The organism is Rhizobium brockwellii, assembly GCF_000769405.2.
In the GTDB taxonomy this organism is placed as follows: Bacteria; Pseudomonadota; Alphaproteobacteria; order Rhizobiales; family Rhizobiaceae; genus Rhizobium; species Rhizobium brockwellii.
In genome coordinates this window covers 512,515-538,726 of the sequence record NZ_CP053439.1, presented here as the reverse complement: position 1 = coordinate 538,726, position 26,212 = coordinate 512,515, and the positions used below count along the sequence as shown (strand labels likewise).

Here is a 26,212-nt window from a genome sequence, read left to right as displayed (position 1 = left end):
CCCGGCCGCCGCCCTGATCCGGGGACTTGCGGGCAATCGGGTTGGCGTGCGAGGTTCAGCCGCATGAAACCTCGCACGTCACCCGATTCTCCCCTGCTTTTCGACACGGCTCCGCTCGTGCCGGATTTCCGGCTGGAACTCAAAGCCCGCAAGGCCGGCCATTGGCCGGTCGCCGGCGCCGACGAGGCAGGCCGCGGGCCGCTGGCGGGACCGGTGGTCGCTGCTGCCGTCATTCTCGATCCGAAACGCATCCCTGAGGGTCTCAACGATTCCAAGCAGCTTTCGGCGCAACGGCGCGAGGAACTGTTCGTGCAGATTCTGGCGACCGCAACGGTCTCCATCGCCTCCTCCAGTTCGACGCGCATCGACGAGACGGATATCCGCAAGGCAAGCCTCGACGCCATGCGCCGGGCCATCTGCAGCCTCGCCATTCCGGCAAGCTACGTGCTGACCGACGGGCTCGACGTGCCGCCCGGCCTCGATTGCCCTGGACAGGCCGTGGTCAAGGGTGATGCCCGCTCGGTCTCGATCGCCGCCGCCTCGATCGTCGCCAAGGTGACGCGCGACCGGATGATGGCGCGAGCACATAGCGTGTTTCCCGATTACGGTTTTGCCGCGCATGTGGGCTATGGCACGGCGCAGCACCGCGCCGGCATCGAGAGACACGGCCCCTGTTCCCTACACCGGATGAGCTTCAGGCCGTTGCGCAAGACCGAGAACGGTCCGGAAACGGACGAGCTGCTTTCCGAATAAGAAAAGAGCGTAGAAAAGAAAAGGCCGGGACATGCCCGGCCTTTGCTCTCAATCTTTTTCGAAGCCGCTCAGTTCAGCCGCGTCTTGACCTGGCCGACGGCATTGCCGAAGAGCTCGGACTGAACCTTGGCGTCGGCCCGCTTGGCAAGCACGGTTTCGGCGGCCGCGATTGCGAGATCGACGGCAGCGGAACGCACTGCCTTCATCGCTTCGACCTCGGCCTGCTTGATCTTCTGCTCGGAGAGCGCCGTGCGATTGGCGACGAATTCTTCCGTCTTCTTCTTCGCTTCGGCGGTCAGCATTTCGGCTTCGCGCTCGGCGGCGGCAACGATGTGGGCCGCTTCGGCTTCGGCTTCCTTGCGCTTGCGCTGGTATTCGGCGAGCAGGTGCTGGGCCTCTTCGCGCAGGCGCTTGGCTTCGGCCAATTCGTTACGGATCTGGTCGGCGCGGTCGTCGAGCGACCGTGCCATCATGCCCGGAACCTTCAGATAAACGACCAGCGCCAGGAAGAGGACGAGGCCGACAAAGGCGAAGAAAGTCGCGTCAAAGGCAAATTCCATCGATCAAGCCTCCTTCTTGGCAGCAGCGACAGCGGCGGCGACATCGGCCTTGGCGACGGTGCCGCCGATCAGCTGATCGACCACGGCAGCCGCCGTTTCCTCGGCAATTGTGCCGACGTCGGCGAAGGCCTTGGCCTTGATCTCGCCGATGCGAAGCTCGGCAGCCTTGATCTTTTCCGACAGGCTTGCCTCGACAGCGCGACGATCCTCTTCGGCCTTGGCCTTGGCGGCGTCGCGTGCGGCGGAGCCGATCGCGTTGGATTTGGCGCGGGCAGCGGCCAGTTCACCTTCATAGGTCTGGACGGCGGCGTCGGCTTCCGCCTTCAGGCGGCCTGCTTCTTCCAGATCCTGGGAGATGCGCGTGTGACGCTGATCGAGGATGGCCCCGATGCGCGGCGCGATGACCTTTTGCATGAGCAAATAGAAGACGCCGAACGTGATCACCAGCCAGAGCAGCTGGGACGCGAAGGTCGTCGAATCGAAAGGCGGGAAAGGGCCGCGGGCGTGTTCGCCTTCGGCAACACCAGTCTCGGTATGGACCTCGCCTGCGGCCGGAGCGGCGTGCGCATCCGTACCCGTCGCTGCCGCCGGTGCTTCCTCAGCGTAAGCCGGGGTCACAAAAAACATGCTCACCTCCAGGTGGACTGCAAATGCAAAGGATCACGGCTTGCGGTCGCAGGCCGTGATCCATCTATTCGCCGATATCAGACGGCGAAGAGGAGGAGGAGAGCGACGAGCAGCGAAAAGATGCCCAGAGCTTCCGTAACGGCGAAGCCGAATACCAGACGGCCGAACTGGCTGTCAGCGGCAGACGGATTGCGCAGTGCGCCGGAGAGGTAGCTGCCGAAAATATTGCCGAGGCCGAGAGCCGTACCGGCCATACCAAAGCAAGCCAGGCCTGCACCGATGTACTTTGCTGCTTCCGCTTCCATGTTGAACTCCTTTGAAATGGTTGTTGCGGCGAATGACTGACGCCCTTTGACGTCGATGTCGTTATCCTTAGTGCCCGCCCGGATGGATTGCGTCGTTGAGGTACATGCAAGTCAGCACCGCAAAGACGTAAGCCTGAAGGAAGGCGACGAGGAACTCGAGACCGGTCAGGGCGACGGTCATGATGAGGGGAAGAACGGCGCCGCCGACACCGACAGCACCAAGGGCTCCGAGCGAGGCGACGAAGCCTGCGAACACTTTCAGCGTGATGTGACCGGCCAGCATGTTCGCAAAAAGACGAACAGAGAGTGAAATCGGACGGGAGAGGAAGGAGATCATTTCGATCAAGACGACCAGCGGCAGCAGAGCGCCAGGCACCCCCGAGGGCACGAAGACCTTCAGGAAGTGGAAACCGTGCTTGTAGAAACCGTAGACGAGAACCGTGCCGATGACGAGCAGTGCAAGGGCGAAGGTGACGATGATCTGGCTGGTGACCGTGAAGAAATACGGGAACATACCGAGCAGGTTCGCCGTCAGAACGAAGGTGAAGAGCGAAAAGACCAGCGGGAAAAACTTCATTCCCTGCTTGCCCGCGCCTTCCTTCAGCATGTTGGCGATGAATTCATAGGACATTTCCGCAACCGACTGCGAACGGCCCGGCACGATGGCGCGGTTCGAGGTCGCGAAATAGAGGAAGCCTACGGCAACGGCAGCCGAAGCGGCCATGAAGAGCGATGCATTGGTGAACGAAAAATCAATTCCGCCGATTTCGATCGGCACAATCTTCTGGATCAGGAACTGATGAGTCGGATCGTTAGACACCGCTTGTTCTCTCTCTTTGGCCCGCAGGACGCGGGGTCATTGCACTGGACCGGAACCGGTCCTTATTTCTTGCCGTCCTTGTCGTCCAGGGGATGGGCCACCACCCCCGCAGAACGCAGCACGTTCAGAACGCCGGCACAAAATCCGAGAAGCAGAAGAACAATCAAACCCCAAGGCGCCGTGCCAACAAAACGGTCGAGGACATAGCCAAGGAGAGCACCGACGACGATCGCGGAAATGAACTCGCTGGAAAGCTTCATCGCCTGGGCATAACCTTTGCGGCTTACCTCGGCGCGGGCTTCCCTAGCCTCGTCTTCTCCCGTCTCGACGCCCTTGGTCGCGAGTTTCGCTCCCAATTGCGCACGGCGCTTTTCAAGACTTTCCTCGCGGTCGTCCGCCATGGATCTCTCCTCGTCTGCCCGTCGCCCGCACTCCCGCTACCCCGGTCATTCGGACCCCGGACACGAAGGTTGAGACCCTTCCGGCCCGTTCTGAAGTCGCGCGCAACATAGTTTTAGGGATTAGCATAGTCAAGGCGTAGACAGCTTCTGTCCAGCGAGAAAATAATTCCATCAAATCAAAGAGATAAATCGACTCCGGGTCGATCGCGCAAATTCGACGGAAAGAATCCGCTTTTCCGAGCCGGAAATCGGCTTGCCCCGGCGATTTATCTCAGCTCCAGCCGCCGCCATAGGTGCGATAGAAGACGTGAAGACCGATGCGGCCGACCTTTTCCATGGTCTTTGCCCATTTCGGTCTGACATAGACGGCGTGATAATGCGTCGCCGAGCCCACCTGCGGCAGCCAGATCTTGCCTGATGTCACCGCCATCGCCACATCGCGGGCGACTCGCCAGTGATATTCCGAGTTCACCCGGTCCTTGATGCTGTCGCAGGCGAAAGAAAACTGGCAGCGGTTGCGCCAATCCTCGTTCTGATAGACGACGCCGCAGATGGTCTTCGGATAGGAAGGGTTGCGGACGCGGTTGAGGATGACCTGAGCGACGGCCGCCTGCCCTTTTACCGATTCTCCCCGTGCCTCGAAATAGATGCCGGAGGCAAGGCACTGCTGTTCGCGAGCGGAAAAGACGCTCGGCGCCAGCACGCTTGCGGCCCAGGCATGATCGCGCGGGCCGATCTCCGGAACGAAGCGTCCGCTGTCCTGTTCGGCCAGAATGGAATCGAAGGGCGATTGGCGGGCATAATCGGGTGCGGCCGGTGCATAGGCGGTGGCCAGAACATCGGCCTTGTTGCTGGTGACGAGGCTTGCGAGCATTGCCGGCACGCCATTATCGGTCACGACAGGCTGCGTCTTATAGAAAGATGTGGCAATCTCGATTTCCTTGCCCTGGATCTTCGGCTTGACGAAGGCCGACCGGTCCTTGAGATCGAAGCTCGGGGTGAAGAGCATCTTGGTGCGCTCAAGGATCGAACCGGCGGAAAAATCCTTCGGCGGCTGCATCTGCTCGACGGCGACGACGCGGCCTTTCTTGCTGCCACGGTTGACGCGATCCTCGTCCGGCGTGTCCTCGTGGCCCCTATCCTTGGCAGTGCCCTTGTCCTTGGCATTGAAGGCGACCTTGCGGCCGTCGGGTAGCACCATGCCGGCACCGGCTGCGATCGAACCCGTCACCATCGGTTCGGCGAAGGCGAGCTCGGCCTGGTGGATGGAGCCGGCCGGCGAATTGGTCAGCACCATGCGCCAGTTCTCCCCCTCCTGATCGAGGCCGGCAAGCATGGCGGCGAGATCGGCATGGGATGCGACACTCGGAAAAATCAGCCAGCCGGCGAGACCGAAGATTACGGGCGACACCCAATTCTCGGGAATGAGACGCAGCTTGCTACGGGAAGGGCTCTTTCGACGCAACACGGACTCCGGGCATGGAATGCGGGAACATTCCATTGAAAATCCCGCATTAACCTTGATGTCCGGTTAACAGGCTGTGCCGAAATGTGCCCATGAGAACTTTTGGATGTTCTAATGTGACGGAATTTTTGGGGGATGAGATGTGTCGTAGCCTCGCAAAGGCCCCCTCCCCAACCCCTCCCCACAAGGGGGAGGGACTTATTGCGGTACCGCCTCGCTTATCTGAAATGTCGAAAAGTTGGCAGACGGCGCAACAGGTTAAGCCCCTCCCCCTTGTGGGGAGGGGTTTGGGGCGGGGTCTTTGCCCCACTCATCAAATAATAACGTGCGAGCCCAGTTCCACCACGCGGTTGGCAGGCAGGCGGAAGTAATCCGAGGGATTGGCGGCGGCGTTGGCGAGCGCGATGTAAAGCCGGTCCTGCCAGTAGGGCATGCCCGACTTGGCGTCCGGCACCAGCTTGCGGCGGCCAAGATAGAAGGAGGTCGACATGATGTCGAACTTCAGTCCTGTCTTGCGCAGTGTCGCCAAGGCCTGCGAGACGTTCTGCGATTCCATGAAGCCGAACAGAAGTTCGACGCGGGAGAAACGCTCGGAAATCTGCTCGACCTTGTAACGGTCGTGGCTCGGCACGCGCGGTTTGTTGACCGTACGGATCGTCAGGATGACGTTGCGGTCGTGAAGTACGTGGTTGTGCTTGAGATTGTGCAGCAAGGCGGCGGGGGCGGATTCCGGATCGCTGGTCAGGAAGATCGCGGTGCCCGGAACCTGGGCCGGCGAATGTTCGCTCTTGCGCTCGATCGAGCTGACGAAGGAGGCAAGCGGAATATCGGTGTGGCGGGTCTTTTCCATCAGGATCGCACTGCCGCGACGCCAGGTCCACATGACGACGGTAAAGGCCGTGGCGATCATGATCGGGATATAGCCGCCGTCGTGGATCTTCAAAAGGTTGGCGCCGAGGAAGATCAATTCGAGCACGACCAACGGCGCAAGCGCGATCACCGCGACGGGAAGCGACCAGTTCCAGCGGGCGCGGACGAATTCGAAAGCCATGATCGAGGTGACGACCATGGCGCCGGTGACTGAGATGCCATAGGCGGTCGCCAGCGCGTCCGATGTCTTGAAACTGAGGACCAGGAATATGACGCCGATGAACAGCACGGCATTGACCGAAGGCACGAAGATCTGCCCGGTATTGGTTTCCGAGGTGAAGAGGACTTCCATGCGCGGCAGGAAGCCGAGGTTGATGCCCTGGCGCACCATCGAGAAGGCGCCTGTTATGACCGCCTGGCTGGCGATGATCGTTGCGGCGGTCGCCAGGATGACGACCGGCAGCAGCGCCCATTTCGGATACATCAGATAGAAAGGATCGGACATCGTCGCCGGATTGCCGAGAACGAGGGCGCCCTGCCCGAGATAGTTCAGCGTCAGCGCCGGGAAAACCAGCAGGAACCAGGCCCACTGGATCGGGCGGCGGCCGAAATGGCCGAGATCGGCGTAGAGCGCCTCCGCACCTGTCACAGTCAGGAAGACGGCGCCGAGCACGACGACGCCGTAAAAGCCCTCATGCAGCAGGAAGGCGACGGCATAATAGGGATTGAAGGCGGCGAGGATGCCGTAATCGTCGGAGATATGGGAAATGCCGGCGGCGGCCATGACGAGGAACCAGACGGCGGTGATCGGGCCGAAGAACTTCGCAACGGCGCCGGTGCCGCGCGATTGCACGACGAAGAGCAGCGCCAGGATCACCACCGAGATCGGCACGATATAGTCCGCGAGGCTGGGTGTGACGAGCTTCAGACCCTCGACGGCCGACAGCACGGACAGTGCCGGCGTGATCATCGCGTCGCCGAGGAAGAGGGCCGCACCCATCAGGCCGAGCAGCATCAGGATGGCGGTATGGCCGTTGGCGGTCTTCATCAAAAGGGCCAGCAGCGACAGCGTACCGCCCTCGCCGTCATTGTCGGCGCGCAGCAGGAAGAGCACATATTTGATGGTGACGATGATCGTCAGCGCCCAGATCATCAGCGAGATCAGGCTGATGACTTCAAAACGGGTGACACCGTCATGGGCCACCGGCTTCAGCGCCTCGCGAAAGGCATAGAGCGGGCTGGTACCGATATCGCCGTAGACGACACCGACGGAACCGAGCGCGAGATAGAACAGCTTTCGCGGCGTCATATGGCGTTCGTTCGGATGGCTCTCTTCGGACATGAAGTTGCAACAGGCTCCTTAGAGCCAGCCTTTCCAGCGGAAAAAGAAAAAGGGGATGACGGCGGATATCACCATCAGGGCCAGCGAATAGGGATAACCCGCGACCCAGGTCAGCTCCGGCATGATCTGAAAGTTCATACCATAGATGGAGGCGACCAATGTCGGCGGCAAGAACACCACCGAGGCAATCGAGAAAATCTTGATGATCGAGTTCTGCTCGATGTTGATCAGGCCCAGCGAAGCATCGAGCAGGAAGGTGATGTTGGCGGCAACGAAGGAAGCATGCTCCGACAGCGACTGGATATCGCGCGAGACGGTGCGGCAGAGCTCCTTCGCCTCGCGGTCCTGCTGGATCGCCGGGATCGTGTGAAAGAAGGTCAGCAGGCGGGCAAGCGAACCGAGACTGTCGCGCACCTTGCTGATCATCCGGTGATGGCCGGCAATATCGCGCAGCTTCTCCTCGAGGTAGTTCGAGGGCTTGCGCACCTTCCTTGCCCGATCGCCGAAGACATGCGTCGACAGGATGTCGAGGCGCGAGACGGAGATTTCGAGGATCTCGGCGGTGCGATCGACGATCGTCTCCAAGAGCTTGGCGAGAAGGGCGGCACCACTGCGCCAGTTTTCCGGCAGCCGGTGGAGGGCGGCGATGAACAGCGCAAAGGATTTGGGATGGGCGTAGCGAATGGTGACCAGGCGATTTCCGGCCAGGATGAAGGCGACATCGGTCAGCGTCGGTACGTCCGTATCAGCCTTCCAGAGCAGCGAGGCGGTCATGAAGACGGCATCGTTTTCGACATAGAGGCGGGCGGAAGGCTCGATATCCTTGAGATCGTCGCGGGTCGGGACCTCGATGCCGAGAATCTTCTCGACATAAAGCTCCTCATCACGGGTCGGCTCGATCATGTCGATCCAGACGACATCCTCGGGAAAGGATGCGGCATGCGACAGATCGCGGATCTCGACCGACTTGCAATTGGAACAGTAGGCGGTAATCACCGGTAGGCTCTCCGGCTGCATCCAACCTCAAAGGCCGGCATGCGCATTGTGCTCAACCGCATCGCAGTTCCCAATCCTTCGATCGACAAGACAACTCCGAACTTGCAGGCGGGCGGCCTCTTCGAAACGAAGACGACCGTCATTGAGCATCTGCAGCAAAACGCCATCATGGCGCCGCGGCATATGAAGCAAAGCCGTGAAATAATCAAGACATCTTCCGTGAAGCGCGGCTTTTCACCACGTTTCCCCCACAATTTGGGGTATCCGCCGCGGCGATTCGGTCCGCTAAAGCGCCGCGCTTTGGCCGCTGCACACGTCCCGGTGACATGCATTTTACTTTATGCATGCCGTTAACCCGGAACCGCTGTCCACTTCCGGGCGACATGCATTATTCGAAGACGATTGTCGGTGCCGGACGCTGGGGCTGGCCGGCCACCTGCTCCCAGACCTTGGCGGCGATGCCGCGATAGATGCCGGCGACGACGCCGTTCGGCTCGGAGGCGACGAGCGGCGTGCCGGCGTCGGAGGTTTCGCGAATATTCATCGTCAGCGGCACTTCGCCGAGGAAGGGCACGCCGATGCGCTCGGCCTCCTTGCGGGCGCCGCCATGGCCGAAGATGTCGTAGCGAGTGCCGGTATCCGGGGCGATGAAATAGCTCATGTTCTCGACGATGCCGAGCACCGGCACCTCGACCTTGCGGAACATGTTGAGGCCCTTGCGGGCATCGATCAGCGCGAGATCCTGCGGCGTCGAGACGATGACGGCGCCGGCCAGCGGCACCTGCTGGGCCATGGTCAATTGCACGTCGCCGGTGCCGGGCGGCATGTCGACGACGAGGACGTCGAGTTCGCCCCAGGCGACTTCGCGCAGCATCTGCAGCAGCGCCGACTGGACCATCGGACCGCGCCAGATCATCGCCGTCTCCTCGTCGACAAGGAAGCCCATCGACATGACCTTGAGGCCATAATTCTCCATCGGATTGATGATCCGGCCGTCGATCTGCGTCGGGCGGCCGGATATCTTCAACAGCCGCGGCATCGAGGGACCATAGATGTCGGCATCGAGAATGCCGACGCGAAGACCGTTGGCGAGCAGGCCGAGTGCGAGATTGACGGCGGTGGTCGACTTGCCGACCCCACCCTTGCCCGATGCGACGGCGATGATCGCACCGATGCCGGGCACACCGATCTTGCCGGCGCGTGGCGGCTGTTGAGGAGCGTGGGCGTGGCCCGCATGATCGTGCCCGGCATGACCGTGAGGCGGGTTCGCCGCAGGGCGGGCAGCCGGAGCGGCGGCTGCCGCCTTCTTGTCCGCCGTCAGTGTGACGAGGGCGCCCTTGACACCCGGCATTTCCTTGATGACGCGCTCGGCGGCGAGGCGCATCGGCTCCAGCTCCTTGGCGCGATCGGCCGGAACGGTGATGGAGAAATAGACCTTGCCGTCGGAGATGAAGACGTCGGATACCATGCCGAGCTCGACGATATCGTGCTCGAGATCCGGTCCACGCACGGTCTTCAGCGTTTCGAGAACCTGTTCCTTGGTGACGTCGGTCATTCCACCCTCACTGCTTCTTCTTGCAGACTACGGCGCCGCGCGTCTTTCAAGACGCGCAAAGGACGCTGTAGCACTTTGAATTGCTGCATGATTTCAGCCTTGATCGATTCCGATCAAGGCTGAAATCATGCAGTAGAGATAGTGGAGACGGAAGCCTTCGCCAAACAAAATCATCGCGAAGAAAATCGATTGCCGGCTTGCTGGAAAGAGCACCGGGGAGAATTGGCGATCCGTTGCGGCCATCAAGTCCGCCGGGCTTTCGCCCTGATGGCCGCAACGGTCTCCCCGAGAACCGGCGCAATCCGGGGCGAACTAGAGCAAGCCCAGCAAAAGGCCAGCAAAAAATGAACGTGGAAGGCGAAATCGCAGACAGCCGGGAAAGAAGCGGTGCCAAAACGCAACAACCGCCGCCGACACCGAAGTGCCGGTAGAAAGGCGGCATCGGCGTCGGGCAGCGGTGTGTCGGCCGCGCCATTTCCTGGCGCTGGTCTCAAAGTCCCCTCTGGACCTCTCGCAGAAGAGATGCAGAAAGCGTGCCAGATGGAAAATCGGGGAAAAGACCGCAAAAGCGCCTGTGACAGCCCCTCAGCAGAGAACGATATGCCTATGCGCTGGGCGGCTTCGAAAGCACTCGGTTGTTTTTTGCAACTTATTTGATCAGGCCGATGCGCAGCGCCTTGGCGACGGCCTGGGTGCGGTTGACCGTGTCGAGCTTCTTGGTGGCGCGATTGAGGTAGTGATTGACCGTGTGCTCGGACAGGGTGAGGATTTCGGCGATTTCGGCGCTGGTCTTGCCGGCCGCCGTCCAGTTGAGGCAATCGATCTCGCGGTCGGTCAGCGTCTCCGTCATGCGCGTATCGAGGTTGCGGATCTCGGCAAGCCTGTCGAAGACATGGATGGCGATGTAGCAGAGCTCGCGCATCTCGGCCGGGCTGAAGGGTTCGCGGTCGCCGGCGAAAGAGATGGCGCCGCGCAGGCCGGAGGGCTCATGCGTCGGGAAATAGGCGCAGCGCATCATCTTGAAACGTTCGAACAGGGAGGCGACGAGAATGGACTTGCCGTCATCCCGCGACAAGTTCTGCCGCGACATGTCATAGAAGAAGGGCCGCGCCGATGTTCTGAGCCGCCTGAGGACCGGGCTGTTCACCATCAGGCCCTCCTGGTCGTAGAGCGCCAGAAGCTCGGCCGGCCAGCTGGTGATGACGGTGCTGCCCTGAAGATCGAAGGAGGTGATCGGCGGCAGGTTGAGAACCATGAAGGCACGGCTGCGATAGGCTTCCGTCACCCGTTTCATGAAACGGAAAATATCGAACTGGGTCTTCAGGCCCGCTATTTCCTGAACATAATCGTCTTCTTCCGTGGATGTTTGCGACAAGGGTGCCATCACATTTCTTCATCTTCGGCACAGCGGCCGGCAAACCGTTTGCGAAACCTGCCCGCTATGGGTGTTTCGATTGCATCGGGGAACGACGATCGCTGGTGGAATCGGCTTCATCGCTGAGCGTTCGGCCGGTGACTGGTTGTAGATTTCGCGGACCGTTCTAGTTGTGGTGATTCGCCGGAAAATCTCAATATCGCGCTCATCATAAGCATGCTCTGCGATCGCGTCCAGCAGCGGGCCGATTGTGATTTTTTCCGTCAGCGGCGCGGACCGAGCCGGACGCGCATGCCTTCCATGATCCTGACCGCCGCCAGCTGAACGGGAACGGCCCATTGATGCAGAAGTTCCATCGACAAGCGATAGGCCGGGCCGGTAATCGAAATGCCCCCCATAAAGGTCCGATCCTCCGACCAGACGGGTGCGGCAATGCAGCGGATGCCGGCCTCATGCTCTTCGCGGTCGAAGGCATAACCCTGATCGGCAATCTCGCGGATTTCGGCAAGCAGCGTTTCGGCAGAGACATGGGTCGAGGCGGTAAAGCTGGTGAAGCTCAGGCCAGCGATGAGATCGACGAGGCTTTCGGCCGGCAGCAGCGAAAGGGCGGCCTTGCCGACGCCGGTGCAATAACAGGGCGAGGCATTGCCGATCTGCGAATACATGCGCACCGGCTGACGGCCTTCGACCTTATCGAGATAGATGATCGACTGGCCCCTGAGAACGCCGAGATGCACCGTCTCGCCAGTTGCCCGCTGCAGATCGGCGAGGTGCGGCTCGGCGATCAGGCGGAATTCGTTGCGCGCCCAGCTGCGCGCGGCAAAATCGAGCAGGCGCAGGCCGGGCGCATAGCGGCCGTCGCCATCGAGCTCCAGCAACCCCTCCTCCACAAGATGGGTGAGCTGGCGATGCAGCGTGCCGCGCGGCTGGCCGGCAAGGGCCAGGATATCGGTGAAACGCAGCGGCGCATCCGCATGGGTGACAAGATCGAGCAGAACCATCAGTTTGCCGAGCGTGCCGGTCTCTCGTGCCTGTGCTGCGCCGCCGCCGTTTGAATCCATTGCATCATCCACCCTTGACAGAAAGGGCACTGTAATTCGATAATTCCATATAGTCAAATTAAGTTCCAAATAATGGAACGGCGATAAGGTCGGGAGGCGACTGTGACCATGATGCCAGCAGCACAATTTCCCGAGTTCAAAGACCGAGCCGTGCTCGTGACCGGCGGCGGATCGGGCATCGGTGCTGCGATCGTCGAAGGTTTCGCGCGCCAAGGCGCCAAGGTCTCGTTCATCGATATCGCCGAGGCCGCCGGCCGCGAACTCGCCGAAAGGCTGTCGCGGGAGACCTTGCATCCGGTCTCCTTTCACCATGCCGATCTGCGTGACATCGAGGCGATCCGGCGCACGGTCGATAGCGTCATTGCCAGCTCGGGGCCGATCCGCGTGCTGGTCAACAATGCCGCCTGGGACGACCGCCATGAATTCGACGCTGTGACCGAGGCCTATTGGGACAACAACCAGGCGGTCAACCTCAAGCATGTGTTCTTCACCTCGCAGGCAGTCGTGCCGTCGATGCGGACGGCCGGCGGCGGGGCGATCATCAATATGTCGTCGATCGCCTTCAAGCTGAACATGGGCGCCTTTCCCGCCTATGCGGCGGCCAAGGCGGCGGTCGTCGGGCTGACGAAGAGCCTGGCGGGCAGGCTCGGGCCGGAGAACATCCGGGTCAACTGCATCCTGCCCGGCATGGTCGTCACCGAACGGCAGATGCAACACTGGCTCACCGAGGAGAGCATTGCGCGCTCGGTCGAGGACCAGTGCCTGAAGGTCGCTCTCAAACCCGATGCGATCGTCGGCCCCTGCCTGTTTCTTGCATCCGACTGTGCGGCGGCGATGACCGCCCAGTCCCTGATTGTCGATGGAGGCGTTCTGTAATGGCAAATCCCGCTTATGTCGCGGTGGACTGGGGCACCAGCAGCTTCCGGCTCTGGCTGATGGGCAGGGACGGCACCGTCCTTGCCGAACGCCGCAGCGGCGAAGGCATGACGAGCGCGGCAAAAACCGGCTTTTCCGCCGTGCTTGCCGGCCATCTCACAGCCATCGAGGCGCCGGAAAGCCTGCCGGTGATCGTCTGCGGCATGGCCGGCGCCAGGCAGGGCTGGGTCGAGGCCGGCTATATCGATGTCCCGGCGCCGCTCGCTTCGATCCTGACCGGGGCGGTCTCCGTGCCAGGCGAAAGCCGCGACATCCGCATCCTGCCGGGCCTTGCCCAGCGGGACTTGGCGACACCCGACGTCATGCGCGGCGAAGAAACCCAGCTTCTCGGCGCGCTCGGCCGCGCAAGCTCCGGGGCGCAGGCGGTCTGCATGCCCGGCACCCATTCGAAATGGGTGCATGTGACGGACGGCAAGGTCACCGGCTTTTCGACCTTCATGACCGGCGAGCTTTTCGACGTCATCAGCAAGCACACGATCCTTTCGCATGCCGTTACCGGTGCAGAAGAGCAGCCGGCGGATGCGGCAGCCTTCGAGGCCGCCGTCTCGGCCGCTTTTACGCGCCCGGCCCTTGCCTCCAACCTGCTGTTCACCGCCCGCTCGGGCCAGCTTCTGCACGGGATTTCTGCCGCAGCGGCGCAAGCCCGGCTTTCCGGCACGCTGATCGGCCTCGAAATCGCCGGCGCGCTGCAAGATACGGCAAACGGCACCGACATCACCCTCGTCGCCTCCGGGCGCCTGCAGGCGCTCTACGAACAGGCCTTCAAAACCCTCTCCCTTGCCTTCACCGCCATCGACGCCGACGCCGCCGTGCGCCGCGGGCTTTCGGCTGCCGCCGAAGCCATCTGGCCGAATTGAGAAAGCTGACACGATGAACCGTATCCCCTTCCCCGACATGAAGCGCCCGCTGATCGCCATCCTTCGCGGCATCCGGCCTGACGAAACCGAAAGCGTCGTCGGTGCTCTGATCGAAAATGGCCTGACGGCTATCGAGATCCCGCTCAACTCGCCGGAGCCGTTCAAATCCATCGAGATCGCCGCGAAGATGGCGCCGGCCGAAGTGCTGATCGGCGCCGGCACGGTGCTGACCGTCGAGGCGGTCGACAGCCTGTATGCGGCCGGCGGCAAGCTGCTCGTCACCCCGAATGTCGAGCCCGAGGTGATCATCCGGGCGCGCGACTACGGCATGGTGACGATGCCGGGCGTCTTTACGCCGACCGAGGCGCTGGCGGCAGCACGGGCCGGCGCCACCGGTCTCAAATTCTTTCCGGCCAGCGTGCTCGGCCCTTCCGGCATCACGGCGATCCGGGCAATCCTGCCGCCGGAGCTCACGATTGCCGCCGTCGGCGGTGTCTCGGACAAGAATTTCGGCGATTATACCAAGGCCGGCATCTTCGCTTTCGGCCTCGGCACCAGCATTTACAAACCCGGAATGACCGTGTCAGCGGTTGCCGAGCGCGCCAAGGCGACCATTTACGCCTATGATGCAGCCATTGGGAGCGTGAACGTATGACTGATATTTATGAGTTCGAAGGCAAAACACTTTGCAATACCAATTCCGTGCTCGGTGAAGGCCCGACCTATGATCCGGATAGTAATACCGTCTGGTGGTTCAACATCCTCGGCAAGGAACTGCACGAACTCAATCTTTCGACGGGCGCGAAAAAGGTGCATCCGTTGCCTGTGATGGCGAGCGTGCTTGCCCGCATCGACGCCGGGCGGCAGCTGATCGCGACGGAAGAAGGGCTTTTCGTGCGCGACATCGCAAGCGGCAACCTCACCTTCTACGCAGCACTCGAAAACGACAGGCCGGAAAACCGTTCGAACGACGGCCGCACGCATCCTTCCGGTGCGCTCTGGATCGGCACGATGAGCAAGCGGGCGGAAAACCAGGCCGGCGCCATCTATCATGTCGCCAGCGGCAAGGTGACGAAGATCTTCAACGGCATCAGCATCCCGAATTCGATCTGCTTCTCGCCTGACGGCACGGTCGGCTATTATACGGATTCCCGGATCAACCGGCTGATGCGCGTCATGGTCGATCCGTTGACCGGCCTGCCCTCGGGCGAACCGATCGTGCTCGTCGACAGCATGGACGAGCCCGGCGACATCGACGGCTCGGTGGTCGATGCCGATGGTTATATCTGGAATTCGCGCTGGGGCGCCGGCGTCGTCGACCGCTATAATCCGGATGGACTGCGCATCTCGCGTTATAAGGTTCCCGCCGTCCAACCCTCCTGCCCTGCCTTCATCGGCGTCAATGCCGACCGGCTCGCAGTGACGACTGCCTGGGAAGGGCTCGACGAGGATGCGCGGTCGGCGCAGCCCAGTGCCGGCGCGCTGCTGGAACTCGGCATCGACGTCAAAGGCGTGTTCGATCCCGTCTATGTGATCTGATTTTTGCTTGCCATCGGTGATCAGAGGCGCCCCTGACCGGGGCGCTTTTTCTCGTTTTGGTTGCCGCTCATCAATAAATGTTCCGTAAGAATCGAGAAATTTTCCGTGTTTTCAACCGGAACCAATCACTCCGCCAGTCATTTTCCCTTCGAACTGGCGCGGTAACGAGACCTGAGAAACAGGTGTTGCCGGGTCAGGGATCACTAGAAAAAAACGAAGGTAGGTTCGAAATGACACGCAAACTCTTGACGACCGTTGCCGCTGGCGCCCTGTTTGCCACGGCTTTCGCACCGGCAGCATTCTCGCAGACGGCTCCGCAGCCTGCGGACCCCGCTGCTCCGACCCAGGCGGCTCCCGCCGATCCGGCAGCGCCGAAGCCGATGACGCCTGACGTCACCAAGCCCGCAGGCGATGCCGCACAGGCTCCGGCCGCAGCACCGACGGCAGATACGGCTCAGGCCGGCTATCTGACGGAACAGTCTCCGGATCAGGTCAGCGCCAACACCTATATCGGCCAGTCGGTCTATAACGGCAACAATGAAAGCATCGGCAGCGTCAACGACTTGATCCTCAAGAAGGACGGCGGTTTTGTTGCTGCAATCGTTGGTGTCGGCGGCTTCCTCGGCATCGGCGAAAAGAATGTCGCCGTGCCGATGGAAAAGATTACCGTCGCCCAGAACACCCAGGACGGCAGCGTCAAGCTGACGACCAGTGAAACGGCTGAATCGCTGAAGGCCGCACCTGAGTTCAAGACGCTGGCGATGCAGTCGGCCGAAAAGGCTCCGGCTGCGACCGGTACCGATACCACGGCGACCGGCTCGACTACGCCTAAGTAATCCGTGCGCGGTAGTATAGCGTAGGCGATGGCGCTCCCAGGGGCGCCATCGCTTTATGCGCTGACACGCTCCATCGCGGTCGGATCATAATAGTTTTCGTGCAGGAAGCGTAGCGTGGCGATACCGTCGGCCGGACGGCCGAAGTGATAGCCCTGGCCCATGCCGCAGCCGAGCATGCGTAACTTCACCGCCTCGGCATAATCCTCGATGCCTTCCGCGACGACTTCCAGCTCCAGGCCCTCGCACATGGTAAGGATCGCCTTGACGATGTGTTCGGAGGCGCGATCGGAATTGATGCGCGAGACGAAGGCGCGGTCGATCTTGATCTTGTCGAAGATGAAGTCGCGCAGGCGCCCGAGGCTCGACTGGCCGGTGCCGAAATCGTCGAGCGAGATGCGCACGCCGGCGGCGCGCAGATCGGCAATGATGCGGTGGGCGGTATCGGCCGAACTCATCACTGCCGTCTCGGTGATCTCAAGCTCCAGGCGATGCGGATCGAAGCCGACGCGGCCGAGGATCGACAGGACGCTGCTGCTCGTACCCGGATCCATCAGCTGGGCCGAAGACAGATTGAACGACAGGAAGAGTTCGCGCGGCCAGGAAAGTGCGGCTTCGGCGGCTTTGCGCAGCAGCGCCTCCGACAGCGCATCGATGAAGCCGCGCTCTTCGGCCAGCGGCACGAAGACGCCGGGCGACACGAAGCCGAGATCGGGATCGTTCCAGCGGGCAAGCGCCTCGAAACCGACGACCTGATTGTTGGACAGCGAGACGATCGGCTGGAAATGCACATCGATCGCGTCTGAGATGATGGCGTTTCTGAGCGCCTGCTCCAGCTGCGTCGCGCGCTTCATCTCCTGGGCGATCTCGCGCGAATAGACGGTGATCTGGCCGCGGCCGCGGCGCTTGGAGCGGTAGAGGGCGGTTTCGGCGCTCTTCAGCAGTTCCTCGCAATCCTCTCCGGCGAAGGGATAGATGGAAAAGCCGAGGGAGGCAGAGAGACGGACGTTGCGGTCACCAAGATCATAAGGCGCCGACAGCACCTCGCGGATCATCTGGCCGAATTTCTCGGCACTCGCCCGCTCAAAGATCAACGGCAATACGAAGGCGAATTCGTCGCCATCGTGGCGGGTGACCAGCGCGCCATCCGGAATACAGGCCCTGAGACGATGGGCGACCTGACAGAGGATTTCATCGCCGGCTGTCGAGCCGAACAGATCGTTGATCGGCTTGAAACTGTCGAGGTTGACGATGCCGATGGTGAAGGGCGCCGGATCGCTGGCGCGCTCGGCGGAGATCTGCAAGACCTTGTCCCGCATGCGATTGCGGTTGCCCAATCCGGTCAGCGGATCGGTATAGGCCATCGCCTGAAGCTCATTCTGACCGACGGTCAAGAAAGCTATTTCCGCCGATTTCATCATCCAAACCCGAGCTTTCCTCCGGAGCCATGCAGAAGAATGACCGGCAGGTCTTAACAATTCGATAGTAAATCAGCGGCATAACCGCTTGAACCTCCCCAAAATCTAGGGAGTTGACGGGTATTTTGGCGCCTGCACACTTTTTCGCGACATGCTTCAGTTTCGTGCTCGTATGGCCTCATTCATTAGATATTTCTGAAATACCGTCTCCAGCATGTCGGGGCTGACGGGTTTCATGATGACGTCGTCCATGCCTGATTTGACGCATTCGGCGCGGTCACGCTCGAAGGCCTGGGTGAGCACGCCGATGATCGGGGTGCGAATGCCGCCGCCGGTTTCCTCCATCTGCCGGATGAGGCGCGCGGCCTCGAAGCCGTTGAAGCCCGGCAGGGAAATATCCATCAGCACGATCTGCGGTCGGTGCTCGGCCCAGAGGCGCACGGCCTCGTCGCCGGTCGCCGCCAACATATGGCGGTAGCCGAGGCCTTCGAGGATCTGCGAAAAGACGATCTGGTTGATATCATTGTCTTCGGCAACGAGAACCTGCAGGCCGACCGTATCGTCGGAAATGCTGATTTCCCAATCCGCATCCGAACCGGCGGCGCTGCGGCTGCTGCGATTGAAATGGCGGGCGATCTGGAAGGTGAGCTCGTTGGCGATCTGGAACCCGTCCATGACGAGCGCCGGGATGCCGTATTGCTCGGCAAGCTCGAGGCAGCGCATGCCCATCTGGTTGTCGATGATCAGCAGATCGAGCGAGATGCCGGAGGAGGTGGCGATTTCCAGGAACCGCTCCTCTTCGTCTTCACCGCGGACAGAGCAGGATTCGAAGCCGTATTTCGTCAGCGTCCGCAGCGCGGCGGTCTCGGCGGCGAGGTCGGCAGTAACGACGAGGACCTTGCGGCCGGAGAAATTCTCCGGAACGATCGCTTCCATCGCCGCCGGTTCGCGCCGTTCGATGCCGCTTGGCACCGGCACATAGGCCCGGCGATAGCTTTGATTGCTGGAGGCGGTGATCGCGGATGCTTGGCCGAACTCGTCGAGATCGGCGCCGTCGCGCGGCAGGTCCTGCATGGTCGACACCAGGAAATAGCGGCCGGGCTTGCCGATGCGGTGCTTGCGGCTGACGATATCGCGCTCGATGCCGTCGCGGGAGATCTGCCGCTGGCGGGAGACGGACATCTCGCCGGTCTCCAGCACATGGCGGTCGCTTTCCTCGAAGCGCTTGGCGATCTCCTCTGAAAAAAGATCGCCGCTCTTGCGCCCAAGCACCTCGTCGGCGCTCGTCTGATATTTCTCGCAGAAAGCGAGATTGACCGCGACATAGGTGAGGTTGCGATCCTTGACGAACAGCGGAAACGGCAGATTGTCGAGAATGTCCTCGGTGAGCTGTACCCGCTCCAGATCGGAGCGCCATTGCTCTTCGCGCTTCTTGTTCTCGGAAATGTCGGAGATGATGCTGACGCCGTAACCGCCCGGCAGCCTGCGCTTGACGAAGCGGACCCAGCGGTCGGCGCCGTGGCGCTCGACGGCATCGAAGCGCTCGCGCCAATGCGAGGCGATTTTCTGCGACAGCCAGTCCTCGCGGCTCAGCGAGCCGCCCTGCCTGACATCATACTGCTGGCGAATGCCGGTGTCGTACATCGCGCCGAGGAAATCCCGAAGCCGCGTGCCCGGTTTCAGCATTTCGGACGGCAGCGGAAAGAATTCGAGTATCTGGCGGCTCGCGAAGACCAGATGATCATTCTTGTCGTAGATGATGAAAGCTGCGGAAAGGCTGTCGCACACCACATCGAAAAGCGCCGTCTGCAGATCGGCCTCGGCGGGAGCCCCATCGATTTCTGATGATGTGTCCGCCTTTTCGAAGCCGGCACTCATGCTATTGCGTCCCACATCTGTTCGATTTCACAGCTTCCGGAAGTATGTGATTAGAAATGCCATTTTTATGTTAAAACCGGCTTAACATTACCCACCCCCGAATTCGGGGGCGCCCCGATCACGCTTTGGGAAAGCGCATCGAAACCCCTTCCCTCCGGCCTGCGAATCCCCGAAAATAGCCCATGGCCATCAGACAGCTTTCCGAAACGCTCATCAACCAGATCGCCGCCGGCGAAGTCATCGAACGGCCGGCGAGCGCTGCCAAGGAACTGATCGAAAACGCGCTCGACGCGGGCGCGACGCGCATCGAAATCGCCACGGCTGGCGGCGGCAAGGCGTTGCTGCGCGTCAGCGACAACGGCTCGGGCATGGACGCGACCGATCTGGAACTGGCGGTCAGGCGCCACTGCACCTCGAAGATATCGGAGACGCTCGAGGATATCCGCACGCTCGGCTTCCGCGGCGAGGCGCTGCCCTCGATCGGCTCGGTCGCAAGGCTCAGTATTGCAAGCCGCAGGCGCGACAGCACAGGCGGCCACGAGATTGCCGTTGCCGGCGGCAAGATCGCGCATATGCGCCCGGCTGCCGCCAATCCCGGGACGATCGTCGAAGTGCGCGACCTGTTCTTCGCGACACCCGCCCGGCTCAAATTCCTGAAGACGGAGAAAGCCGAGGCCGGCGCCATTACCGAGATCGTCAAGCGCATGGCAATCGCCTTTCCGGCGGTACGCTTCGTGCTGTCGGGTTCGGACCGCACGACACTGGAATTTCCGGCGACCGGCGACGACCATCTGGCGCGCATGGCGCAGGTGCTCGGCAAGGAATTCCGCGACAACGCCATTGCGCTCGACGCCGAGCGCGAGGAGATCTCGCTTACCGGCTTTGCCGGCGTGCCGACCTTCAATCGCGGCAACTCCGCCCACCAATACGCTTTCGTCAACGGCCGGCCGGTGCAGGACAAGCTGATCCTCTCGGCGATCCGCGGCGCCTATGCCGAGACGATCCCATCCGGACGCTATCCGGTGGCGGTGCTGTCGATCACGCTCGATCCCGCTCTCGTCGACGTCAACGTGCATCCGGCAAAATCCGACGTGCGGTTCCGCGATCCTGGCCTGGTGCGCGGCCTGATCGTCGGCGCCATCCGCGAGGCCTTGACGCGCGACGGCAGCCGGGCGGCAACGACCGGGGCGAGCGATATGCTGCGCTCTTTCCGCCCCGGTTTCCAGCCGAATAGCCAGCGGCCGCAGACGGAATGGTCGGCCGAAACGTCGCCCTCGCGGCCCTATCAGCCGACATCGGGTTTCGGCGAGCGGCCACAGGCGTCCTTCGACGGACTTTCGATGCCGACGGCGCGGGCCGAGCCGCAGTTTTCGCCGCAGCCGACAGCCCCTGAATCGACCGCGCGCTATCCGCTCGGCGCGGCGCGGGCGCAGATCCACGCAAACTACATCGTTGCCCAGACCGAGGACGGGCTCGTCATCGTCGACCAGCATGCAGCACACGAGCGGCTGGTCTTCGAGGCGATGCGCAAGGCGCTGCATTCTAAGCGGTTGGCCTCGCAGGTGCTGCTCATCCCCGAGATCGTCGATATTCCGGAAGAGGATTGCGACCGGCTGATGCAGCATGCGGCCGAGCTTTCCGAACTCGGCCTTGCGATCGAGCGTTTCGGCCCTGGCGCGATCGCCGTGCGCGAGACGCCGGCGATGCTCGGCGAGGTCGATGCGCATGGGCTGATCCGCCAGCTTGCCGACGAGATCGCCGAATGGGACACGGCGTCGGGCCTATCGGCCAAGCTCGAATATGTGGCGGCGACCATGGCCTGCCACGGATCGGTGCGCTCCGGACGGCGGCTGCGGCCGGAGGAAATGAACGCGCTGCTCCGGGAGATGGAAGTAACGCCCGGCTCCGGCCAGTGCAATCACGGCCGGCCGACCTATATCGAATTGAAGCTCAGCGATATCGAGCGGCTTTTCGGCAGAAGCTAAAAAAGCTGGAAAAGCGGCCGTTGCGGGAGTATGGCAAACTAAAGCGTGTCGCGATCTTTCAGATCGCTTGCCACGCTTTAGGTCTTTGATGTTCCGCATGTCGTGATCGCAAAACCGCGGCACACTTTTGCGCGACATGCTCTAATGACAGACGGCAGGGAACGGAGCGCATGAATTTGTTCGAAGGGCACGGAAACCGCGAGGCGAAGATCCGGTATCTCGATGGCGATTTCCAGATTCTCTCGCCCGGCTCCTATGTCATCTGCGCGATGACGGGGAAACAGATCCCGCTCGACGAGCTGCGCTACTGGAGCGTCGCCCGGCAGGAACCCTATGCCGACGTGATCTCGGCCATCGATGCCGACAAACGCGCCGGCGTGCTGCCGAACCAGCGGCGCTAGAACAGGATGATTTTAGGCCGGGTCGGCTGTCCTGATAGAAGATTGAAATCTTGGCACAACGAGCGGTCACACGTCCGACCCGCCCCACGAAGGACGGGCCGTTTGCGTGATCCGATCCCCACAGGGGCAACGGTTCACTTGAATTTCGCCATATTCTCTGGCGTCACGAGCGCAGCGCCGGAATCGATCAAAGACTCAACCTTCTCTCCGCGAATCGATTTTACCAACGCATCCACACCGAGTTCAGCCATCTTGGTGGGGAACTGCGCAACCGACGCATCCTCGACTCCACTCTTCAGCGCTTCCTCTTCGCCGCAGCAGAAATCGAAACCGACCAGCACAATCTTGTCATTGGCAGTGCCGGCGTTCTTGATTGCGCGCGCCGCGCCAGCAGCGGGCGGGCCGCAAGCGGCATAAATGGCCTTGAGATCCGGGTTCTTCGTGAGCAGATCCTCGGCGACACTGATCCCGAGCTCCTCGGTGCAGTTTGTTGCGCCTTTCCCGACGATCTTGACATCAAGGCCGTTCAACCCTTCAAGCATACCGTTCACGCGGTCATCAAGCGCCGGCACCCCGGGCACGCCCTCGAGAATCCCGAGCGTGTCGCCGGCTTTAAGAACGGTTTTGAGATATTCGCCAGCGATTTTGCCCGCAGCGAAATTATTGGTCGTGGCAAGCGCCGTCCTGCCTTTCCAATCCGGAATGTTGTTATCCATCAGCACGATCTTGACACCGGCCGCCACCGCCTTGTCCAGGGCAGTGGACACAGTGGGATCGACGGGCGTGAGGGCAATGCCCTGCACGCCTCGTGTCACCATGGACTCGATCTGTGCAATCTGGCCCTCGATGTCGGTTGCTGATGTACCTTGCCCGTAGATGATCTCGACGCCGGGATTTCTCTTTGCATAATCTTTGGCGGCGTTCTCCATTGTTGCGAAGAACGGTACAGGGAATTTGGTTATAAAGCCGAGCTTGACCGGCTCCTGCGCCCAGGACGGGACTGCAGCGACGGCCAGGAGCGCAAGAGCTCCCAGCAGGGATTGCTGTTTCATGATAGACCTCCCATGTTTCGACCACCCTCCTCTAGAGCGATCTCGTTGTCCGCTGCCCCAAAGAAGCAGCGATCTTCCTTAAGCCTCGCCGCCGACAATCATCGCGACAAGGTCTTGCTTGTTCGCTTGCGTTGGCTTTAGTTCACCCACCTTGCGACCCTGCCGCAGCACAACCGCCCGATCGGCGATTTCGACGACATGCTCCATATTGTGCGTGATGATGATCACGGCATTGCCGTCGGCTTTGAGCTGATGGATAAGGTCAAGAACCTGGCGAGACTCGCGAAGACCGAGGGCGGCGGTTGGTTCGTCAAGGATTACCAGCTTGCGCGCAAAAACAATGGCGCGCGCGACCGCGATCGCCTGTCGCTGTCCCCCAGACATCAGCGCGACCGGCGCATCGAATCTCGGCAGCTTAACCTTCAGGCGATCGATGACACTCGCCGCTTCCCGCTTCATCAGGCCCGTGTTGAGGAAGCGGAGCGGACGCGGCAGCCAGGAGGGGAAAGAGATTTCTCGTCCACAATAGAAATTCTGTACCGGGGTCAGGTTGTCGAAAAGCGCCAGATCCTGATAGACGGTTTCAATACCGGCGCGGCGGGCGGCGGCCGTTGAATGGAGCGATACGGGCGCACCATCCACGAGGATCTCTCCTTCGTCGAGACTATGAAGCCCACTGATGCATTTGACGAGGGTCGACTTGCCGGCGCCGTTGTCACCCAAGAGAGCGGTTACCTCACCTGCATAGGCATCAAAGCTTACATTTTTCAGGGCATGGATGGCGCCAAAGCGCTTCTGGGCGTTTCGAACCGAAAGTGCCGGTGTGGTGGATGCAGTGTTCATTGCACTCTCGCCGATTGAAGCACACGCGCGCGCGCCTCGAGATGGTTACGAAGCACGTCGGCCTCTACGGCGATGACGATGACGAGCCCAATCGCGATCATTTGAAAGAACACGTCGACCCCCAGAAGGTTAAGGGCGTTGCGGATGACGCCGATCAGCACGGCGCCGATCAGGGCGTGGCCGAGATGGCCTCGTCCGCCAAGGAAGCTGGCGCCGCCGATAATCACCGCAGCAATCGTGTCGAGTTCCAAAAGATTGCCGTAGATTGGCGAGGCGGCGGCGGTCCGTCCTGCGAGCAGCACCGCGCCGACACCTGCACAAAAGCCGCAAATAATGTAGGTTGCGAGCAGAACGCCCTTTACCGGGATACCCATGCTTCTGGCGGCATTCGGCGCGCCGCCGACCGCATAGATCCAACGGCCAAAGACCATCGACTTCGTCAGGATCAGAAAAAGAAGCGCGAACATCGCAACGGCAAAGAAGGAATTGGGCACACCAAGCGTCGTACCACCACCGATCGCGGTCACTGCATCGGGCATCCCGCGCATGGTGGTGTGGCCGGGCGCCAATGCAAGTGCCAGACCGCGGCAGATACTCAAGGTCGCAAGTGTAATGATAAAGGGGTGTGGCAGCCGACCGTAGACAAAGACCAGGCCGTTGACGGCACCAATGGCAGCGCCGGCAAGCAGCATGGCCATAATGACGACGACTGAAGAATCAACCTGCTGATAGACAAGTCCGCCGATGACTGTTGCCAGCGCAAGATTCGAGCCGACAGACAGGTCGATGCCGCGCGTCAGGATAACGAGTTGCTGCCCCATTGCTACAACAGCAATCACTGCAGTCTGCGCCAGGATGTTCCCCAGGTTAACCGGCTTTAGAAAAGCCGGCGTGATCAAACTGACGACGGCGATGAGCATAATCAGGATCAATAGAGGGCCAAGGCTCAATAGCTTCAGTCCGAATGTGATGCCAGATTGTCTGGGCTGGAAGGTTGCATCGTGCGAACCACCAGGCCGGGACGAATTCTGAGGCAGAATCCCGGAGTCTTCCAAATTCCCCTAGCCTCCCCCGTTTTCTATACATAAGAAACATATGATACACGTGCGTCAAATTGTTTTTTATGGATATCTAATCATACTGAGAGTTGCACCATGAGAACGGATACGACTTTCAAGCGGGCATTCAATGATATGATCGATATCATTCGCACGCTCGATCTTGGGGCGGAATTGCCGTCCGAAAATGCACTGCGCGCCCAGCTTGGCGTGAGCAGAACAACGGTGCGGAAGGTGCTGGCGGGGATGTCCGCACGTGGGATCATCATATCTGAAGCGCACAGGCGGATCATACGTGAGCAGCCACGGCAGAAAGAGCGCTATCCGAAGAAAGAGACCTTGGCAATTTCGGAACAGGTCGAGACGAGCTTCATGGAATGGATGCTGCGCGGCGATGCCTGTCCGGGCACAGAAATCAACGAGGCGGAACTAGCTCGGAAATTCGGCGTCGCGACAACGATTGTCCGTGAGTTTCTCAATCGATTTCAGAAATATGGGCTGATCGAGAAGCGTCAGAATGCAGGCTGGGTTTTTAAAGGGTTCACAGCCAGTTTCGCACTCGAACTGTTTGAGATCAGAGAGATGTTCGAAATGCGCTCCGCACGGCTTTTCTCTGCCCTGCCCGACGGGTCACCGGTCTGGAAACAGATCCAATCTATGCGGGCGGCACATCTGGAACTGCTCGCTGATATCGACGCTCGGTTTCAGGATTTCTCGGAACTGGACAGCCGGTTCCACCGGCTAATTACCGCAGTCGCGCCGAACCGCTTTATCGAAAGCTTCCAAGACGTTATAACCATGGTCTTCCACTATCATTATCAGTGGAACAAGCGTGATGAACGCGCCCGGAATGAGGTCGCCATCAAGGAACATCTCGCCCTGATCGAAGCCCTCGAAAGCCGCAATATCGCCTTGATCGATCGCGCATGCCGGTTGCATCTGACTTCCGCCCGCGAGACTTTGCTTCGCTCGATCGCGTGATAGCGTTGCATGTGGAGATGTACGCAGGACGAGACGTTTTGCAGCAGCCTGCTAGAGCCTTTCCGGGTTAGATTGAAGCATTCTGTTGGCTCAAACGGAGTCGGATGGTCGACCGGCTGGCGCGCGTCGTAGCCCAGCTCTACGGCCAAGCCGGCCGGTCGATCAGCCGGCCCGTTTCAGCCAACCCGAAGGGCCGGGCATCTTTCCGCCAGGGCAAAGGCGATCGGCTCGCACGTACCAAGGGGTATGCCCTTCGCCAATCGCCTTTGCCCTGACGAAAACCTGCTCCGGCAGAATGCTG

Annotated in this window: 27 protein-coding genes; 10 read left to right on the top strand and 17 right to left on the bottom strand. The window is 61.0% G+C overall.

What is annotated here, in order from left to right; genetic code table 11:
- Positions 1-63 precede the first annotated feature (63 nt).
- Positions 64-753, top strand: coding sequence for a ribonuclease HII (rnhB, locus tag RLCC275e_RS02685; protein WP_033181732.1), 690 nt, complete (start codon positions 64-66; stop codon positions 751-753).
- Between the two features lie 68 nt (positions 754-821).
- On the opposite strand, the gene RLCC275e_RS02680 is transcribed toward rnhB, so the two are convergent.
- From RLCC275e_RS02680 to RLCC275e_RS02645, 8 genes are all read right to left on the bottom strand, one after another.
- Positions 822-1,313 (bottom strand): F0F1 ATP synthase subunit B, encoded by a 492-nt coding sequence (locus RLCC275e_RS02680; RefSeq protein WP_033181731.1) that lies wholly within the window; start codon positions 1,311-1,313, stop codon positions 822-824.
- A 3-nt stretch (positions 1,314-1,316) separates the two neighbouring features.
- Entirely contained in the window at positions 1,317-1,940 is a 624-nt protein-coding gene (locus RLCC275e_RS02675; RefSeq protein ID WP_105005100.1) for a F0F1 ATP synthase subunit B, read from the bottom strand.
- 77 nt (positions 1,941-2,017) lie between these two features.
- The gene (locus RLCC275e_RS02670; protein ID WP_003545854.1) at positions 2,018-2,245 is read right to left on the bottom strand and encodes a F0F1 ATP synthase subunit C; all 228 of its coding nucleotides are present in this window, start codon (positions 2,243-2,245) and stop codon (positions 2,018-2,020) included.
- Positions 2,246-2,312: 67 nt separating this feature from the next.
- Entirely contained in the window at positions 2,313-3,065 is a 753-nt protein-coding gene (locus tag RLCC275e_RS02665; protein WP_003556903.1) for a F0F1 ATP synthase subunit A, read from the bottom strand.
- 62 nt (positions 3,066-3,127) lie between these two features.
- A complete protein-coding gene (locus tag RLCC275e_RS02660; protein WP_003556901.1) occupies positions 3,128-3,466 on the bottom strand; it encodes an AtpZ/AtpI family protein in 339 nt (112 codons plus the stop codon).
- A 271-nt stretch (positions 3,467-3,737) separates the two neighbouring features.
- Positions 3,738-4,967, bottom strand: coding sequence for a cell wall hydrolase (locus RLCC275e_RS02655; protein WP_050516817.1), 1,230 nt, complete (start codon positions 4,965-4,967; stop codon positions 3,738-3,740).
- Positions 4,968-5,244: 277 nt separating this feature from the next.
- Entirely contained in the window at positions 5,245-7,143 is a 1,899-nt protein-coding gene (locus RLCC275e_RS02650) for a potassium transporter Kup (protein ID WP_033181728.1), read from the bottom strand.
- A gap of 18 nt (positions 7,144-7,161) precedes the next feature.
- Positions 7,162-8,139, bottom strand: coding sequence for a magnesium transporter CorA family protein (locus RLCC275e_RS02645; RefSeq protein ID WP_018449361.1), 978 nt, complete (start codon positions 8,137-8,139; stop codon positions 7,162-7,164).
- Positions 8,140-8,178: 39 nt separating this feature from the next.
- Here RLCC275e_RS02645 and RLCC275e_RS02640 point away from each other — a divergent pair, with 39 nt between their 5' ends.
- Positions 8,179-8,493: a hypothetical protein gene (locus tag RLCC275e_RS02640; protein ID WP_245483437.1), complete on the top strand. Its 315-nt coding sequence runs from the start codon at positions 8,179-8,181 to the stop codon at positions 8,491-8,493.
- A 34-nt stretch (positions 8,494-8,527) separates the two neighbouring features.
- Here the strand turns inward: RLCC275e_RS02640 and RLCC275e_RS02635 are convergent, their stop codons facing one another.
- The 4 genes from RLCC275e_RS02635 to RLCC275e_RS02620 form a co-directional block, all read right to left on the bottom strand.
- Complete coding sequence (locus RLCC275e_RS02635) at positions 8,528-9,694, bottom strand: Mrp/NBP35 family ATP-binding protein (RefSeq protein WP_130707283.1); 1,167 nt, start codon at positions 9,692-9,694, stop codon at positions 8,528-8,530.
- A 93-nt stretch (positions 9,695-9,787) separates the two neighbouring features.
- Complete coding sequence (locus RLCC275e_RS02630; RefSeq protein WP_165411073.1) at positions 9,788-9,937, bottom strand: hypothetical protein; 150 nt, start codon at positions 9,935-9,937, stop codon at positions 9,788-9,790.
- A 406-nt stretch (positions 9,938-10,343) separates the two neighbouring features.
- Positions 10,344-11,078: a helix-turn-helix transcriptional regulator gene (locus tag RLCC275e_RS02625; RefSeq protein ID WP_033181727.1), complete on the bottom strand. Its 735-nt coding sequence runs from the start codon at positions 11,076-11,078 to the stop codon at positions 10,344-10,346.
- A gap of 254 nt (positions 11,079-11,332) precedes the next feature.
- Complete coding sequence (locus RLCC275e_RS02620) at positions 11,333-12,130, bottom strand: IclR family transcriptional regulator (protein ID WP_033181726.1); 798 nt, start codon at positions 12,128-12,130, stop codon at positions 11,333-11,335.
- A gap of 108 nt (positions 12,131-12,238) precedes the next feature.
- Between RLCC275e_RS02620 and RLCC275e_RS02615 the strand changes: the two genes are divergently transcribed.
- From RLCC275e_RS02615 to RLCC275e_RS02595, 5 genes are all read left to right on the top strand, one after another.
- Positions 12,239-13,006, top strand: coding sequence for an SDR family NAD(P)-dependent oxidoreductase (locus RLCC275e_RS02615; RefSeq protein WP_171816934.1), 768 nt, complete (start codon positions 12,239-12,241; stop codon positions 13,004-13,006).
- Positions 13,006-13,923, top strand: a complete 918-nt coding sequence (locus RLCC275e_RS02610) for a 2-dehydro-3-deoxygalactonokinase (protein WP_033181725.1) — start codon at positions 13,006-13,008, stop codon at positions 13,921-13,923. The genes RLCC275e_RS02615 and RLCC275e_RS02610 overlap by 1 nt, the downstream gene beginning before the upstream one ends.
- A gap of 13 nt (positions 13,924-13,936) precedes the next feature.
- Complete coding sequence (locus RLCC275e_RS02605) at positions 13,937-14,578, top strand: 2-dehydro-3-deoxy-6-phosphogalactonate aldolase (RefSeq protein ID WP_033181724.1); 642 nt, start codon at positions 13,937-13,939, stop codon at positions 14,576-14,578.
- Positions 14,575-15,462 carry an SMP-30/gluconolactonase/LRE family protein gene (locus tag RLCC275e_RS02600; RefSeq protein WP_033181723.1) on the top strand — a complete coding sequence of 296 codons (888 nt, stop codon included), beginning with the start codon at positions 14,575-14,577 and terminating at the stop codon, positions 15,460-15,462. Before RLCC275e_RS02605 ends, RLCC275e_RS02600 begins: the two co-directional genes overlap by 4 nt.
- Positions 15,463-15,692: 230 nt before the next feature.
- The gene (locus tag RLCC275e_RS02595; protein WP_003556877.1) at positions 15,693-16,298 is read left to right on the top strand and encodes a PRC-barrel domain-containing protein; all 606 of its coding nucleotides are present in this window, start codon (positions 15,693-15,695) and stop codon (positions 16,296-16,298) included.
- Between the two features lie 53 nt (positions 16,299-16,351).
- Here RLCC275e_RS02595 and RLCC275e_RS02590 read toward each other — a convergent pair whose 3' ends face one another.
- Both RLCC275e_RS02590 and RLCC275e_RS02585 read right to left on the bottom strand, forming a co-directional pair.
- Positions 16,352-17,716: a putative bifunctional diguanylate cyclase/phosphodiesterase gene (locus RLCC275e_RS02590; protein ID WP_003556875.1), complete on the bottom strand. Its 1,365-nt coding sequence runs from the start codon at positions 17,714-17,716 to the stop codon at positions 16,352-16,354.
- Between the two features lie 153 nt (positions 17,717-17,869).
- Positions 17,870-19,591 carry a response regulator gene (locus RLCC275e_RS02585; protein ID WP_033181722.1) on the bottom strand — a complete coding sequence of 574 codons (1,722 nt, stop codon included), beginning with the start codon at positions 19,589-19,591 and terminating at the stop codon, positions 17,870-17,872.
- 182 nt (positions 19,592-19,773) lie between these two features.
- Between RLCC275e_RS02585 and mutL the strand changes: the two genes are divergently transcribed.
- Positions 19,774-21,576 carry a DNA mismatch repair endonuclease MutL gene (gene mutL, locus RLCC275e_RS02580; RefSeq protein WP_033181721.1) on the top strand — a complete coding sequence of 601 codons (1,803 nt, stop codon included), beginning with the start codon at positions 19,774-19,776 and terminating at the stop codon, positions 21,574-21,576.
- 170 nt (positions 21,577-21,746) lie between these two features.
- Positions 21,747-21,977: a DUF2093 domain-containing protein gene (locus RLCC275e_RS02575; RefSeq protein ID WP_033181720.1), complete on the top strand. Its 231-nt coding sequence runs from the start codon at positions 21,747-21,749 to the stop codon at positions 21,975-21,977.
- A 134-nt stretch (positions 21,978-22,111) separates the two neighbouring features.
- Here RLCC275e_RS02575 and RLCC275e_RS02570 read toward each other — a convergent pair whose 3' ends face one another.
- From RLCC275e_RS02570 to RLCC275e_RS02560, 3 genes are all read right to left on the bottom strand, one after another.
- The gene (locus tag RLCC275e_RS02570; protein ID WP_033181719.1) at positions 22,112-23,029 is read right to left on the bottom strand and encodes a sugar ABC transporter substrate-binding protein; all 918 of its coding nucleotides are present in this window, start codon (positions 23,027-23,029) and stop codon (positions 22,112-22,114) included.
- A gap of 78 nt (positions 23,030-23,107) precedes the next feature.
- Positions 23,108-23,872 (bottom strand): ATP-binding cassette domain-containing protein, encoded by a 765-nt coding sequence (locus RLCC275e_RS02565; protein ID WP_033181718.1) that lies wholly within the window; start codon positions 23,870-23,872, stop codon positions 23,108-23,110.
- Complete coding sequence (locus RLCC275e_RS02560) at positions 23,869-24,927, bottom strand: ABC transporter permease (protein ID WP_171816933.1); 1,059 nt, start codon at positions 24,925-24,927, stop codon at positions 23,869-23,871. Before RLCC275e_RS02560 ends, RLCC275e_RS02565 begins: the two co-directional genes overlap by 4 nt.
- A 99-nt stretch (positions 24,928-25,026) precedes the next feature.
- Here RLCC275e_RS02560 and RLCC275e_RS02555 point away from each other — a divergent pair, with 99 nt between their 5' ends.
- Positions 25,027-25,911: a GntR family transcriptional regulator gene (locus tag RLCC275e_RS02555; protein WP_003556864.1), complete on the top strand. Its 885-nt coding sequence runs from the start codon at positions 25,027-25,029 to the stop codon at positions 25,909-25,911.
- Positions 25,912-26,212 lie beyond the last annotated feature (301 nt).